This is a genomic window from Enhygromyxa salina (genome assembly GCF_000737335.2).
GTDB lineage: Bacteria > Myxococcota_A > Polyangia > Nannocystales > Nannocystaceae > Plesiocystis > Plesiocystis salina_C.
The window spans coordinates 1-13,335 of sequence record NZ_JMCC02000165.1 but is presented as its reverse complement, the minus strand read 5'-3'; the positions used below and the strand labels follow the sequence as shown (position 1 = coordinate 13,335).

The 13,335-nt window shown below is 68.4% G+C and carries 12 protein-coding genes, 2 tRNA genes and 2 pseudogenes; 10 read left to right on the top strand and 6 right to left on the bottom strand.

Translation table 11 applies throughout. The features are described from left to right. From DB30_RS38600 to DB30_RS38585, 4 genes and pseudogenes are all read right to left on the bottom strand, one after another. Positions 1–363: pseudogene (locus DB30_RS38600) on the bottom strand (hydroxymethylbilane synthase); the annotation flags it as partial. Positions 364–370: 7 nt separating this feature from the next. Continuing rightward, a complete protein-coding gene (gene hemA / locus DB30_RS38595; protein ID WP_052558848.1) occupies positions 371–1,783 on the bottom strand; it encodes a glutamyl-tRNA reductase in 1,413 nt (470 codons plus the stop codon). A gap of 25 nt (positions 1,784–1,808) precedes the next feature. After that, positions 1,809–2,600, bottom strand: coding sequence for a cytochrome c biogenesis protein CcsA (gene ccsA / locus DB30_RS38590; RefSeq protein ID WP_052558846.1), 792 nt, complete (start codon positions 2,598–2,600; stop codon positions 1,809–1,811). Positions 2,601–2,704: 104 nt separating this feature from the next. Further along, positions 2,705–3,082 carry a hypothetical protein gene (locus DB30_RS38585; RefSeq protein ID WP_165704149.1) on the bottom strand — a complete coding sequence of 126 codons (378 nt, stop codon included), beginning with the start codon at positions 3,080–3,082 and terminating at the stop codon, positions 2,705–2,707. A gap of 85 nt (positions 3,083–3,167) precedes the next feature. Between DB30_RS38585 and DB30_RS38580 the strand changes: the two genes are divergently transcribed. The 8 genes from DB30_RS38580 (at position 3,168) to DB30_RS38545 (ending at position 9,082) form a co-directional block, all read left to right on the top strand. Next, positions 3,168–3,869 (top strand): NUDIX hydrolase, encoded by a 702-nt coding sequence (locus DB30_RS38580; RefSeq protein WP_165704148.1) that lies wholly within the window; start codon positions 3,168–3,170, stop codon positions 3,867–3,869. Next, entirely contained in the window at positions 3,866–4,897 is a 1,032-nt protein-coding gene (locus DB30_RS38575; protein ID WP_052558841.1) for a hypothetical protein, read from the top strand. The genes DB30_RS38580 and DB30_RS38575 overlap by 4 nt, the downstream gene beginning before the upstream one ends. A 16-nt stretch (positions 4,898–4,913) precedes the next feature. Beyond that, entirely contained in the window at positions 4,914–5,777 is an 864-nt protein-coding gene (locus DB30_RS38570; RefSeq protein ID WP_052558839.1) for a hypothetical protein, read from the top strand. A gap of 10 nt (positions 5,778–5,787) precedes the next feature. Next, positions 5,788–6,318 (top strand): 4-hydroxylaminobenzoate lyase, encoded by a 531-nt coding sequence (locus DB30_RS38565; protein ID WP_052558837.1) that lies wholly within the window; start codon positions 5,788–5,790, stop codon positions 6,316–6,318. A gap of 171 nt (positions 6,319–6,489) precedes the next feature. Next, positions 6,490–7,203: a hypothetical protein gene (locus DB30_RS38560; protein ID WP_146662570.1), complete on the top strand. Its 714-nt coding sequence runs from the start codon at positions 6,490–6,492 to the stop codon at positions 7,201–7,203. Positions 7,204–7,327: 124 nt separating this feature from the next. Next, a tRNA-Glu gene (locus DB30_RS38555) sits at positions 7,328–7,400 on the top strand. 12 nt (positions 7,401–7,412) lie between these two features. Further along, positions 7,413–7,485: transfer RNA gene (locus DB30_RS38550), tRNA-Lys, on the top strand. A 277-nt stretch (positions 7,486–7,762) separates the two neighbouring features. Then, a complete protein-coding gene (locus DB30_RS38545; protein WP_052558834.1) occupies positions 7,763–9,082 on the top strand; it encodes a serine/threonine-protein kinase in 1,320 nt (439 codons plus the stop codon). Positions 9,083–9,296: 214 nt separating this feature from the next. Here DB30_RS38545 and DB30_RS38540 read toward each other — a convergent pair whose 3' ends face one another. Beyond that, positions 9,297–9,842, bottom strand: a complete 546-nt coding sequence (locus DB30_RS38540; protein ID WP_146662566.1) for a hypothetical protein — start codon at positions 9,840–9,842, stop codon at positions 9,297–9,299. A gap of 401 nt (positions 9,843–10,243) precedes the next feature. On the opposite strand from DB30_RS38540, the gene DB30_RS38535 reads away from it, so the two are divergent. Beyond that, on the top strand, positions 10,244–10,546 hold the full coding sequence (locus tag DB30_RS38535) for a hypothetical protein (protein ID WP_052558830.1): 303 nt from the start codon (positions 10,244–10,246) through the stop codon (positions 10,544–10,546). Between the two features lies 1 nt (position 10,547). Here DB30_RS38535 and DB30_RS38530 read toward each other — a convergent pair whose 3' ends face one another. Next, positions 10,548–13,073 carry an endopeptidase La gene (locus DB30_RS38530; protein WP_052558828.1) on the bottom strand — a complete coding sequence of 842 codons (2,526 nt, stop codon included), beginning with the start codon at positions 13,071–13,073 and terminating at the stop codon, positions 10,548–10,550. 55 nt (positions 13,074–13,128) lie between these two features. On the opposite strand from DB30_RS38530, the pseudogene DB30_RS38525 reads away from it, so the two are divergent. Further along, positions 13,129–13,335 (top strand): annotated as a pseudogene (locus tag DB30_RS38525) (hypothetical protein); the annotation flags it as partial.

Below are 13,335 nucleotides of genomic sequence, written 5' to 3'. Positions count from 1 at the left end.
CGCGCCCGCGGGGCCGACCAGCGCGTCGCGAGGATCCGCCCGCTCGGGCGTACACACGAGCGCCAGCCCTTCCGGCGTATGCCCAGGCAGATCTTTCATGCTGTGAACCGCCAAGTCGATCCGACCGGCGAGCAGCTCGTCCTCGATGCCGTTGACGAACAGGCCCTTGCCCCCGACCTGATTGAGCGGCCGATCGAGGATGATGTCGCCCTGGGTCGTGATCTCGACCAGCTCGATCTCCCGCGCGTCGCCCCACCGGGCCAGCAGCGCGTCGCGGACGTAGTTGGCCTGCCACAGCGCCAGCACGCTCGCGCGGGTGCCAAGGCGAAGTCGCTTGGGTGCACTTGGTTGTTTGCTGCTCACGGATTCTTCACTCACGGTCTTCGCTGTCGTCGAGGTCGAGATCGAGATCGAGATCAACGCCCTGCGCACGCTGCTGCGGCTCGCCCGAGCCGAGGCTATCCTCGAGATCTTCGAGCGCCTCGAGCTCGGCGTCGCCAAGCCCCGCCTCGCTGTCCAGCGCCTCTTCTAGGGCGAACAAGGTCCGCAACGCCCCCGATAGATCGTCGCGCTCGGTCTGGATCGCCGACTCGCGCAACGCCTTGAGCGGGCGATGCAGGATCTTCTGGGTGATCGCGTGGCCCAGCGCCGCGACGGCGTCGCGCTGGCCGGGGTCGAGATCGCCGAGTCGCGCGATCGCCTTGTCGACCTCGCGATCCATGATCGATCGCGCGTGGGTCCGCAGATCTCGGATCACCGGGTTGAGGCTGCGGGCTCGCTGCCAGTGCAAGAACGCGGTGATCTCTTGCTCGAGCACCACCCCGGCCGCCTCGGCCTCCTGCCCGCGGGCCTGCATGTTGGAGTTCAATATTTTTTGGAGGTCGTCGACGTCGTAGACGTAGACCGAGTCGAGCCGCCCAACCTTCGGGTCCACGTCGCGCGGGACCGCGATGTCGACGATGAAGATCGGCGCGCCTCGGCGCTTGCGCATGATCCTGCGCATCATTCGAGGATCGATGATCGGCTCGGTCGCGCCGGTGCTGGTCACGACCACGTCCGCGCGGATCAGCACCTCGGCGAGCTGCTCCCACTCGTGGGCGACGCCGCCGACGGCTTCGGCGAGGGCCTGACCCCGAGCGGCGCTGCGATTGACGACCAGGACCTGCTCGGCCCCCGCCGCGCGCAGGTGAGCCGCGGCTTGCCGCGCCATCTCGCCCGCGCCGATCAGCGCGACCGTGGACCCGCGCAGCTCCCCAAAGATCCGGTGCGCGAGCTCGACGGCGACCGAGGCGACCGAGGCCCCGCCGCGCGCGACCTCGGTCTCGCTGCGGACCCGCTTGGCCCCGCGGAAGGCCATGGTCAGGCAGCGATCCAAGATCGGGCCGACCGTCTGACGCTGACGCGCGAGCTGCCACGCGTCTTTGACCTGGCCCAGGATCTGCGGCTCGCCCACGACCATGCTCTCGAGGCTGGCCGCGACCCGGAAGATGTGACGGGCCGCGCCGTCGTGCTCGCGGACGAAGCAGTGTCGGCGCACCAGGTCGCCCTGGATCCCGCGCAGACTCGCGAGCGCTTCGAGGATCTGATCGGGGCGCTTGGCCTCGGGCTGCACGGCGTAGACTTCGACCCGGTTGCAGGTCGAGAGCAGCACGACCTCACTCAGCGACGCGCGCTTGACCAGGTCGGCGAGGCTGTCGCCGATCTGCTCGCGCGGGACCGCGAGCCGCTCGCGCAAGTCGACCGGCGCCGTCGTGTGGTTGAGCCCCACCGCGAACAAGCTCATCGCGTCCTCTTGGTGGTGAAGCGAGTCATGACCGGAGCGCGTAGGACACCAGGATCAGCACCATGCACAAAAACGCGACCATGGTCAGCCACGCGGCCTTGCGACCCCGCAGGCCCCAGACCGCGCGAGAGATCAGCGCAGCCGAGGTCGCAACGAACGCGACCCCCGCGGCGACGAGTTCGATCAGCCGCCCGCTGAGCATCGCGGGTCCGCCCTCCCGCAGCAAGGCGACGGCGCCCGTCACGATCGCGAGCGTGAACACCGGCGTGACCAACAGCACCAGCCACCAATGCAGACGATCGAGCCCGCGCAGCGAAATCCCGGTCTCTGTCTTCTGAAACTGCTTGGTCCGCAGCCGCCGCTCCATACCCAGGTACAGACCCGCGACCCCGGCCGCCAGCGTGAACCCAGACACCCCGACGGTCGCGAGAGCGATGTGCGCCCGCACGACCCCAGCCGAGAGCGAGCCCGCGCCAACGCCGGTGGCCGGGCCCATCACCACCCCGAGCGTGAGGGCGATCAACCCAAACGGAGCGAGCACGGCCCCAAGCGCCCGCATGGGACGCCGCTTCGCGCTGATCGCCAAGAACCCGACGACGGCGATCAGCAGACCCAGGCTGGTCGCCAAGAACACCGACTTGAACGGATGGTTGCCTTCGACGCACTGGGCCCCCACCGTCGCGGTGTGCAGCAGCGCCGCGCCAGCCAGCAGCGCCCGCGCCCACTGCTTGACCGGGCTGTCCTCGCCCGTGCCCGCGCCGTAGGCGAAGGAGGCCGCGCCGTACGCCAGCGCCGCGAGGATGAAGAAGGGCAGCATGGAGTGGACTCAGCTCGGGACCGGCTTCTCGCCCGCGTGCAGGCGCCTCCACCTGCCGGAGCGTTGGACTGCTGGAAGCAGTTTATGACCCGAACGGGTGGCGGTCACGGAACCCCGAGCGCCTCCATGGCGCCAACTAGCTGGCCCCAGGTGTTGGGATCGACCATCTGCGCGGCGCCGTCGGAGCCGACCGGCGAGGCCACGAACCCGGGGTTGACCGTGTACGCAAAGTCGCCGAGCACGACGGAGCGCTCATAGTGCTCGGCCCCCATCTGCGCGAGCTCTTGCGCGGTCTTGACGGCGCCCACGATGTCGTAGGGATCAGCCTCCCCGCCGTCGACGCGCTCGAAGTACACGCTGGGGTTGATGAACAAGTTCGTGGTCGGTACCGCGTGGAAGCGAAGGAGATCGCCGTCGATCGCGATGCCGCCAGCGGCGTGCCAGCGATCGATGCAGTTTTGGGACACGAACACGCGGACCATCAACGCGAGGGTATTCGCCGCCGCGCTCGCCGACAACCGGTGTTTGGATGGCCAGGCTGACCTCGAACGTGATACCACCGGCTCGATGACCACCGCTGTTCAACCGGCGGCGACCGTCGTCGTGCTCCGGCCCCGCGGGCCGAACGACGACGCCCCCGAGCTCTACATGCTTCGGCGCTCTAGCAAGAGCGCGTTCATGCCCGACGCCCTGGTGTTCCCCGGGGGCCGCGTCGAGGCTGAAGACGCCGGGCCGGACGCGCACAGCGAAGATCAGAGCTTCGCGCGTGCAGCGCGCAGGGAGTGCATCGAAGAGGCCAGCCTCACCGTCGAGCTCGATCGCCTGCGCTGGTTCGACACCTGGAAGACCCCCTCGGGCGAGTCTCCCCGCCGGTTCATGGCGCGCTTTTACCTGACCACGATCCCCGCCGACCAAGGCCACGACGCGATCGCCGATGGCGTCGAGACCCGCGCCGGTCGCTGGGCCAGCGCGGCCTCGATCCTGGATCAATGGCGGGCCGAGCAGGTCGACTTGCCGCCGCCTACCTTGAGCATCTTGCTTGGCCTCGCCGCTGGCGACTGGCGCGATTGGCTCGCGCGCGAGCCTGCGGGTGTCCGCGAGCCGATCTTGCCCAAGGTCCTCCCGATCGACAGCAGCATTCACATCGTCATGCCTCACGATCCCGACTACGCTGGCCTGCCCGGCGACACCGGCAGCGTGCCCGAGCGCGTGCTCGCCTTTCCTCGCCGCTTCATTCGCGCGGGCAAGCGCTGGGTGCCGCAGACATGAGCGCGTCGATTCACGCGCGTCCGCTCGCGCTGCCCCTGCTGACCATGACCCTCGCGCTCGCGCTGGGATCCGCGGCAGGCTGCAAGGATCCCCCGCCCGCGTCAGAGTCCGCGAACTCGGGCGACGCCGCCAACACGCCGCCCGCGGCCGCGGACTCAGCCGCGAGCCCGACCGAGGCGCCCGAAGCCGCCGCGTCGAACGAGCTCGATCTGCTGCTCGCGTGGCTGCCCCCCGATCCGCTCGGGGTCGCCTACGACCGCCTGGGTGAGCGCCTCGATCCGGCGATCCTCGCGGTCGTGTACGCGATCCCGCCCAAGGCCGCCGACTTGCTCGACGAGCGCGCAACCCTCGATGAGGGGCTCGACGTGGTGTTCGACGGCGACGCCGAGCCCACGAATTGGCTCGAGCCGAGCTCGCTCGCGTTCAGCGTCGCGCTGTCCAAGTCGCCCTACTTCGTGCGGCGGCTTCGCAAGGACGCGGCCGAGCTGCCGGCCTTGTTCGAGCAAGGCGGGTTCGCCAAGAACACCGTGGACGAGATCGACGTGTGGCTGCCCGGCGGCTCGTTTCCGTGGCGGATCGCTGTGCTCGGCGAGGTCGTGGCCTTCATCCCCGTCGACGTGCCGGGTGCGGGCCTCGAGCCGCTGACCACCGCGCGCGATCAAGACACCTCGCCAGTGGAGCAAGAGCTCGCCCGGGCGCTGAGCGAAGATCCCATGATCGATCTGGTCCTGTTCGCCGCCGGCCCGCTCGTGCACTTCGACGTGAGCCAGACGATCGCGCAGGTTCAGTTCGCGCTGCGGCGGGTACCGGGTCCCGGCACCAAGTTCGGCTACGAAGGACAGGTTCGCTTGGATCCAAGCGGCGATGTCGACGAGTGCGCCAACGCCCTGCGCGCCCGCGCCCACCCCGAAGAGAACCAGCAGGTCCAACAGCTGATCAGCGAGATCGCGTTCACGCCCGAACAAGGCGGCGTGGTCGGTCGCTTGGCGATCGCGCCCGAGCAGGTCAAGCACTTCGCGGATCGCTGAGCGCAGAGACCAAGCGATGGGCAGCATGATCCGTAGGCCCAGCACCGTCGGCCTCACCAGCGCGATGGTATTCGCCAGCCTCTCGCTTGGCTGTCGCCAGCCGCCCGGCGAAGCGTTGACGCCCCCCAAGACCCCAGCGCAGACCGCCGTCCACGAGCCGTCGCCCGCGTGCCAGGTCGGCCTGCGCTTCGCCAGCTACGAGTGGCTGCCCGACGACGCGCGGCTGGCCACGTCGATCCAGTACGACGACCCCGAGCTGCCGGCCGCCCTCACCACGCTCGCGCGCATGACCGAGGCCCCCGAGGTCGCGCTCCCGGTCTTCGCCGCCCTCGACTATCGTAATTTGCCGATGCAGCTGGGCAACCTCGATCGGATGTTCGATGCGCTCGGCGACAGCCCGGCCGAGCTCGTCGAGCTGCACAGCCCGGCGGGCGAGATGGTGTGGATGTGGCCGAGCGCCTGTCCGCCGGCCCTGCTCGCCGCGCGGGTGCTCGATCGCTGGCAGGTCATGCTGCGCGCTGATCTCGAGCACCCGGGGCTTCGGCTCGGCGCGGGCGCGGCCGACGGGTTTCCATTTGATGTGATCACGATCGGAGCGCTCGACGAGCAGCGCGTCGGCCTCACGCGCGTCGGCCATGGCCCAACCATCGTCACCTGGCTGCGCGAGTCAGCGCGAGGCGGGGAGGACGGCCCCGGTCGGGCGCTCGCCAAGCTCGACCCAGCGCCCATTCGATCCGTCCTCGCAACTTCGATGCTGACCACCGCATCAACCCCGCCCACCGATGAACAGCCCCGTCACATACGCGTGACCAGCAGCGACTGGGTCACGGACTGGGTCACGGACGGGGTCACGAGCGCGCCACCACCGTCCCCCAACTGAAGGTCCCCGCATGTCCGCCCATCCCGACCCATTGACTGAACAGCTGCTCGCAGCCCTCGAGCCGATCCTCGCACGCGTCGCCGCGCTCGATCTCGCCGCGGCCACGACCGCGGAGCAGATCCAAGTGATCGAGGCGACGCTCGAACGCGAGTTTCCCCATGCTGGCGCCAAGGTCCAGGCGATCGGAGACCTCATCCGGCGTGGCATCGACGCGGGCGTGTTGGCCAATCGCGGTCAGCCCGAGGCCCGCTTCTCCCGCGTCGCCAAAGCCAGCGCCGCCACCCACGGCCTGTCGATCGACATCGTGAGCATGATCGGGGCGGGCCTCGAACACACCCACCCCGCTGGCGAGGTGACGATCGGCTTCCCCGCGGCCGGCATCGCAGCAGACCCGGCCACAGACTGCCAATTCGAGTCTCGACGGCCAAGTTGGGTGTTTCTGGGCCCAGGCTCGCGCCATGTGCCCCGGGTCGAAGGTGGGCGCATGAACCTCATCTATTTTCTGCCGAACGGCGCCGTAGAGTGGCATGCCGGCGCATGACGGCTGGCTGCAAGCCTCCCAGCATCGCCGTGCGTTGGCAGCGGACCGCGGCGCGATACCTACGCGCTGCCTGACCAGTCCCGCCACACGGCGCTGGCGGACACCGGGGGCAACGCTTGAATCTCGCCCGCTGACCTGGCAAGAATGCGCCACACCAGGAGACCTGTGCCCGTGATCCGATCTGCCATTATCACTTCTCTGGTCCTTTCCCTCGCTCTCGCCACTGGCTGCGACAAGCCGCCCGAAGGCACCTCGAACCCGCCGGACGATGGCAACGCCACGGCCGACACCAAGGGCAAAGACAAGAAGAAGGGCAAGAACAAGACCGACGGCGAAAGCGGCGGCGGCGACGACGGTGGCGACGCCCAAGAGGACCCCACCAAGAAGGTCTGCCCCGCCGAGACGGCCGACTACCCGGCTCCGTTCTTTGGGGACACGGTCTTGATCCGCCTGCCCAAGAACATCACCGAAGACAACTTCATCGAGCAGACGCCCAGCTTCGCCGCGGTCACCAGCCGCGAGATCGAGTCGGTGTCGTGCATCGAGGGCATGCCCGGTGGTGTGATCAACTACATGGCGATGACCTTCTTCGAGGACGACAAGCGCGATCTGACCGTGCTCCGCGACGAGACCCTCGAGGCGATGGGCTACGCCGGCTCCACCTTCTCCGAAGAGAAGCGCGACGACGCCAAGCGCTTCTATCAGGTCGTGCTCGATGTCCCGCCCGCCGAGGGCAGCCCCGAGCCCGCCCGCGCGCTGTTCCAGATCAACTCGGCCAACGGGATGATCTACGCGATCGTCATGGAGACTCACCCCGCTGCGTGGAACGCCCTCAAGGAAACGTTCTACGCGTCGGCCGCCAAGATGTCGTTCCTCGCTCCCTGAGCCCTGGCGTTCAGCGATGTCCGGCGTGCGAACATTCTGCGAATAGAGCCGACGAGTTTCCGATCATGAACTCGCTGGTACTTGCCGGACATCGCCCGACCATGTAGAACCCCGTCTCTCTCCTGACCCCTTCGTCCAGAGGCCTAGGACACCGGCCTTTCACGCCGGCAACACGGGTTCGAATCCCGTAGGGGTCACTGCCTCATCCAGGGCTCGTAGCTCAGTTGGTAGAGCGACGGACTTTTAATCCGTTGGTCGTAGGTTCGAGTCCTACCGGGCTCATCGAGGCTCAACCCCGAAGCGAGTGCTTCGGGGTTTTCTCGTTTTCGCATTTTGACTGCAGACGCGATCACGCCCGGCGACGGTCGAGGAGCGCGCGATGATCTTTCGGGCACTTCCCTCAGAACATCTATCGAGCTGCGTTTGTGGCCAGCTAGCGGCAGTTGCTTGGGAACCCGGGTGAACTCGCTACTCTAGGGGACATCGCGTGCCCATGCCTCCCTTCCAAGATCCGACTCGGACAACGGCACCAAGGGTCGCCCTCGGTGACCCGGCGCGCGTGGACGAGTTGGAGCCGCTCATCGCGGATCGCTTCGAGATCCTCAGGCGGCTTGGCGACGGTGCGTTCGCGGTCGTGTACGAGGCCATCGATCGTGACCTCGAGCGCCGGGTCGCGCTCAAGTTGTTCACCAGCTTCGCGCCCAACGAGCTCGACGCGGCGCTGCGAGAGGCGCGGGCCATGGCCCGGCTCAACCACCCCAACGTGCTGCGTGTCCACGACGTCGGTCGGCACCTCGGGACGCCGTTCTTGGCGATCGAGTACGCACACACGGATCTGCAGCGCTGGCTGGCCGCGGCGCCGCGCGACGCCGACGAGATCCTGCGCCTGTTTTGCGAAGCTGGCACGGGTCTCGCAGCCGCCCACGCGGCCGGGCTGGTCCACCACGACTTCAAGCCCGCCAACGTGATGTTGCGGGCCGATGGCAGCGTCGCCGTGGGGGACTTTGGGCTCGCCCGCCACCTCGACACCCTGGACTGCGGCGACCAGGTGGATCTGGCCGACGACCCGCTGGGCCCAGAGCTAGGGCCGGGCCCTGGCAAGTTCGCGGTCGGAACCTTGCGCTACATCGCACCCGAGCGGCTGCTGGGGCAGCCCGGCGATGATCGCAGCGACCAGTTCTCGTTTTGCGTGTCGCTGTGGGAGGCGCTCGCCGATCAGGCCCCGTTCCACGGCGCCGACGCGCAGCTGCGCTACGACTCGATCGCCTTGGGACCAGCCGGCACCCCTCGCGGGAGTGCGCACGTGACCCGGGCCCTTCGTCGGGGTCTGTCAGAGGATCCCGCCGATCGCTTCGAGACCATGGACGCGCTGCTGTGGGCGCTGGCCCGGCCGAACGTGGGCAGGCTCGACCGCTTGGGTTCCAGGGCGCCCGTCGGCGCCTGGCTGCGTCGTAGCGCACGCCCATCGATCACAGCGGCGATGCTTGGCGCGGTGTTCGTGCTCAGCGTGGGTCTGTCCCGCGAAGCCCCGGCGCTGGACGTCGCCATCACCCCGACACAGGTGCTGACCGCGAACGCGGCCATGGACCACCTCGGCCAGCTGATCGAGGCCGGCGCGTACGCCCAGACCGTGCCGGCGTTGATGACGGCGATGCCGGTCGTCCGCGAGACCGACACCAAAGCGCAGCAAGAGTATCTCGCGCAGATCGAGGTGCTTGGCGATCGGCTCGCCAACGCCAACGCCCCCACCCAGGCCTCGTTGTTTTACGCGGCCGGCCTGAACCTCGCCAAGGACCTCGGCAGCGACCCAACGAGCTTGACCCACAAGCGCGCGACAGCCATGGCCAAATACCGTCAACGCCAACGCGCGGGTCTCTAGACCCAAATCAAGCGCTGCGCTCGACTCGGGCCGACTGTGTCTTCGAGGGGGCTTTCAAAGCCCCTCGCTTCGGCGGCGGAGCCCCTTCGCTCACCCCAAGCGCTCGCATGTCGGATTCAGCGCTTGATTTGGGTCTAGAGAGACCTTGGCCCTTCGCCGACTGCGGCTGCAGTCGGCAGAGCCAAGGTCGACGTGGGGTCTAGAGAACCCTCCCCTACTCGTAGCAAGTGACGGTGCCGTCATTATGCTTCTCGAGTTCTTTACACCACGTGATGTCGCCGACGGTGCAGTTGCCATTGGCGTCCGGGGCGAAACAGTCACCGGTCTTGGGATCACAGCAAGCGGTCCCGTCCTCGACCGGGACGGGCTGAAACATCTGCGAGCAGGGCACGATCCCGCAAGTGTCGGCGAGCGGGGCGTAGGCCGCGACCTCGCCGGTCTGGGGGTCGAGCACCTCACCGTGCCGGACATGATAGGCGCGCTTGTAGCCCAAGCACGGGGCGGTGCCCTTGAGCGTGGCGAGCTTGCCGTCCCAGCAGACGTCCGCTTCGAGCACAGGGGCGTCGGGGGCCGCGTAGACGCAGCCCCCACGGCCAACTTTGTCGTCGTCCGGCCGGGCGTCGATGCCGGTGGCAATGCACAGATCGGGGCCCTGAACGGCCGCGACTGCGGAGCTAGATGACATTGACGTGGCCACCGCCGCGATGGCGAAGGGAGCGACTAGAGCGATGATCGAGAACAGCTGTTTGGTGTGCAACATGATCTCAATATACATTCCGATCGGTAAAAGTGTTGACATACCGAACCAGAGAGAACGGTGCAGTGATTCGCAATTGGCCACGGCGCGAGCGCAGTGCGAGCGACCGTGCGGTCCATCAAGGCGCGGAGACGCATCCTCTGCTGGTAGCCGGCGGCGGGTTGGATGTCCATTTTATTGCCAATGGGATCCGGTCGTGAAATACGGACAGTCAGCCTGGGGCCCTGCCGCCCTGGCTAGTCGCATTGGCACACTGTCGTGTCTGTGTAGTCGCAGTCGCGGTGGCGGTCGCGCCCAGTCGCGGCGCGAGAGTGCCCGCCTCGCTCAGCCCGGGTCGAAGCCACGGGCGCGACGCCCTTGTGAAGCCACGCGGAACTTCTCTCGCGGTCGACCGTCCGGGGGCCATGCATCGCGAGCCACGAAGCGGCGCCGAGTTCGTCGAGCACTTGCTGCTCCCTGTCGTCAATATCGTGTTCCTGATGATCCCCGTGTTGCTGGTGGTACTCGAGCTGGCCAGCCTCGCGGCGCTGCAGGCGTCAGTTCCCGAGGAGACCCCCTCTGCGCAGGCCCCCGCCGGCTGGATCTCGCCTTCACCTTCACCTTCGCCTTCGACCGAGGCGCCGACCGAAATTCCAAGCCAAGCGCGAGCCAAGGCCTCGAACCGGGCGCAGCTGTTCCCCGACCCCATGGTCGGCTACGGGCCCTGACTCATGCGCTCGCGCGGGCTGGGACCTCGCACAGCGCCAGCGCCAAGACCTCGTCGACGTGGGAGACGAAGTGCAGGCGCAGATCCGCGAGGGCGGCCGCGGGGATGTCAGGTTCGTCCTTGCGGTTGCGCGCCGGCAAGATCACGTCGGTGATGCCGGCCCGGTGCGCCGCGAGCACCTTCTCTCGGACCCCGCCGATCGCCAGCACGTGACCGCGCAGCGTGACCTCGCCGGTCATGGCGATGTCGTGTCGAACCGAGCGCCCCCCGAGCGCGCTCAGCAGCGCGGTCGTCAGCGCGATCCCGGCGCTCGGTCCGTCTTTGGGCACCGCCCCCGACGGCAAGTGCACGTGAACGTCGCGCTTGTCGAACGCGACGTGCCCGACCCCGAGCCGCTCGGCCTGGCTGCGGATCAAGCTGAGCGCGGCCTGGGCCGACTCCTTCATGACATCGCCCAGGCGCCCGGTCAGGCGCAGCTTGCCTGTTCCCGCGACGATCGTGACCTCGACGAACAGCAGCCGCCCGCCAGTTGGCGTCCAGCCCAAGCCGGTGCACACCCCCACGCGGGGGCCGGACGCCATCAGCTCCTCGCGGTAGCGAGGGGGACCCAGGATCCGCCCGACGTCCTCGACCTCGAGCACGGCCGGCTTGCTGAAGGACTCCAGATCTGCCTCGGCCTTTTGCATTGCCACGTCACGAAGCAACGCTGCCAGCCGACGCTGCAGATTTCGGACGCCAGACTCGCGGGTGTACTCGGTCGCCAGCAGCTCGAGCACCGCGTCCGAGATCTCGACCCCAGGCTCGATCGCGCCTGGCACCGGGTCGTCCCCCTCGCGGCGCATCGCAACCAACAAGCTGGTGTTGCGGGCACGCTGGTCTCGCAGCGATCCGGGGGCGGCCGGGGACGCGTCGACCAGCGCTGGCAGCAGCCCGTTGTCGCGTAGCTCCTTGGGCAGCAGGTGCTTGCGGGCGATCTGCAGCTTCTCTTCCAGGGTGTAGCCCGACAGATAAATGAACTCCAGGCGGTCGCGCAGCACCGCTGGGATCGCGCCGACCTCGTTGGCCGTGCAGATGAAGATGACCTGCGAGAAGTCGTAGGGCACGTTCAGGTAGTGATCCTCGAACGCGTCGTTCTGCTCGGGATCGAGGGCCTCGAGCAGCGCCGAGGCCGGATCGCCGCGCAGGTCGGCGCCCGACAGCTTGTCGAGCTCGTCGAGCAAGATGACCGGGTTGTGGGTGCCGGCCTTTTTCATGGCCTGGATCAACCGACCCGGCAGCGCGCCCACGTAGGTGCGACGATGCCCGCGGATCTCCGCGTCATCGCGGACCCCACCTAGTGAGAAGCGCACGAACTCGCGGCCAAGCGTGGCGGCGATGCTCTGCGCGAGCGTGGTCTTGCCGACCCCTGGCGGGCCGGCGAAGCACAGCAGCGGCCCGCGCTGGTTGGGCGCGAGCCTGCGGACCGCCAGATACTCCAGCACCCGCTTCTTGACCTTGTCGAGGCCGTGGTGGTCCGCTTCGAGGCGCGCGCGCGCGTCCTCGAGGTTCACGTCGAGGCCCGGGTCGTCCACGCGGCGCTCGGGGATCAGCCACGGCAGATCCGCGAACCACTCGCAGTAGGTGCGAGAGATCACCGCTTCGCTGCTCTGGGGGTTCATGCGCTCGAGCCGGGCGAGCTCGCGGTCGACGGCCAGCTGGGCCTGCTCGGGCAAGATCTTCTGGTCGAGGCGCTCGGCCAGCTCGTCGAGCCAGCTGTCTGGATCATCATCACCAAGCTCGGCTTGGATCGCCCGCAGCTTGTGGCGCAGCACGGCCTCTTGCTCATGACGCGAGAGGTGCTCACGCACGCTGCGATCGATGTCGCGCTTGACCTCGAGCTCGTTGCAGCGCTGCGCGAGCAGCTCGACCAGCTTGCGAAGGCGCTCGCCGCCGTCGAGCTGCTGCAGCAGCGCGACCCGATCGAGGGTCTCGAATTCCACGAGGTTGGCGACCAGATCACCGACCCGCGCGGCGTCGCGTTCGTCGAGCGCCTCTTGGACGGACTCTTGGCGCTGCTGACTGGCGCGGCTGGCGGGCAGCAGGGACTCGTGGCGCTTGACGAGGTCGCGCAGGACCCCGGCGAGCGCCGTGAGCATCGCCGACCCACCGGGCGAGACAGCGGCCCGCTGATAGCGGACCAGATCGCAGCCCTCCACGCGCTCGAGCCCATCGAGCCGCACGCGCTCGAGCCCGCGCACGATCACCGTCATCCGCCCGGGCAGCCCGCGCAGCACCTGAACGATGCGGGTCGCCGTGGCGATCGGATGGAGGTCTTCGAAGCCAGGCTGGTCGTTCATCGGATCGCGCTGGACCGCGACGATCACCAAGTTGTGAAGCTCGTCGCGGTGGCCGTGATGGGTTGCCCGCCGCACGGCTTCGACCGAGGCCGGGCGCGCGAGATCGATGGGCATCGAGACACCCGGAAACAGCACCGCGCTGCGCAGTGGCAGCAGCGGGAGCACTCCGGCGGCGAGCGGGCCGTTCGACATGGAACGAGCCTAACTCCCGGTGTCAGGACTGTCGACGCCCCGTATCATTGCTGCGATGTCGCTCCCCACCCGCGCGAGCTTGGCGATCGCGCTGGCGTGGGCCGGCGGGTTTGGCTTGCCCGGCGACCCCCACGGCGGGGGCTTGGCGCTGGGCGGGCTGGTCCTGATCGCCGCCGCCTGGCTCGCCTCGAGCGAGCGTGGGGCCGCGATCAATCGCGAGCCGGCGGCACCCAGCTCCGCCCGGGACCTGGCGCGCTCGCTC

What these genes read in the sequence shown, in the direction of transcription:
- DB30_RS38585 (WP_165704149.1), bottom strand. Translation starts at nt 3,082, where the DNA reads ATGGTCCGCGTGTTCGTGTCCCAAAACTGCATCGATCGCTGGCACGCC.
- DB30_RS38540 (WP_146662566.1), bottom strand. Translation starts at nt 9,842, where the DNA reads ATGTTGCACACCAAACAGCTGTTCTCGATCATCGCTCTAGTCGCTCCC.
- DB30_RS38530 (WP_052558828.1), bottom strand. Translation starts at nt 13,073, where the DNA reads ATGTCGAACGGCCCGCTCGCCGCCGGAGTGCTCCCGCTGCTGCCACTG.
- DB30_RS38570 (WP_052558839.1), top strand. Translation starts at nt 4,914, where the DNA reads ATGGGCAGCATGATCCGTAGGCCCAGCACCGTCGGCCTCACCAGCGCG.
- DB30_RS38535 (WP_052558830.1), top strand. Translation starts at nt 10,244, where the DNA reads ATGCATCGCGAGCCACGAAGCGGCGCCGAGTTCGTCGAGCACTTGCTG.
- DB30_RS38565 (WP_052558837.1), top strand. Translation starts at nt 5,788, where the DNA reads ATGTCCGCCCATCCCGACCCATTGACTGAACAGCTGCTCGCAGCCCTC.
- ccsA (WP_052558846.1), bottom strand. Translation starts at nt 2,600, where the DNA reads ATGCTGCCCTTCTTCATCCTCGCGGCGCTGGCGTACGGCGCGGCCTCC.
- hemA (WP_052558848.1), bottom strand. Translation starts at nt 1,783, where the DNA reads ATGAGCTTGTTCGCGGTGGGGCTCAACCACACGACGGCGCCGGTCGAC.
- DB30_RS38580 (WP_165704148.1), top strand. Translation starts at nt 3,168, where the DNA reads ATGACCACCGCTGTTCAACCGGCGGCGACCGTCGTCGTGCTCCGGCCC.
- DB30_RS38575 (WP_052558841.1), top strand. Translation starts at nt 3,866, where the DNA reads ATGAGCGCGTCGATTCACGCGCGTCCGCTCGCGCTGCCCCTGCTGACC.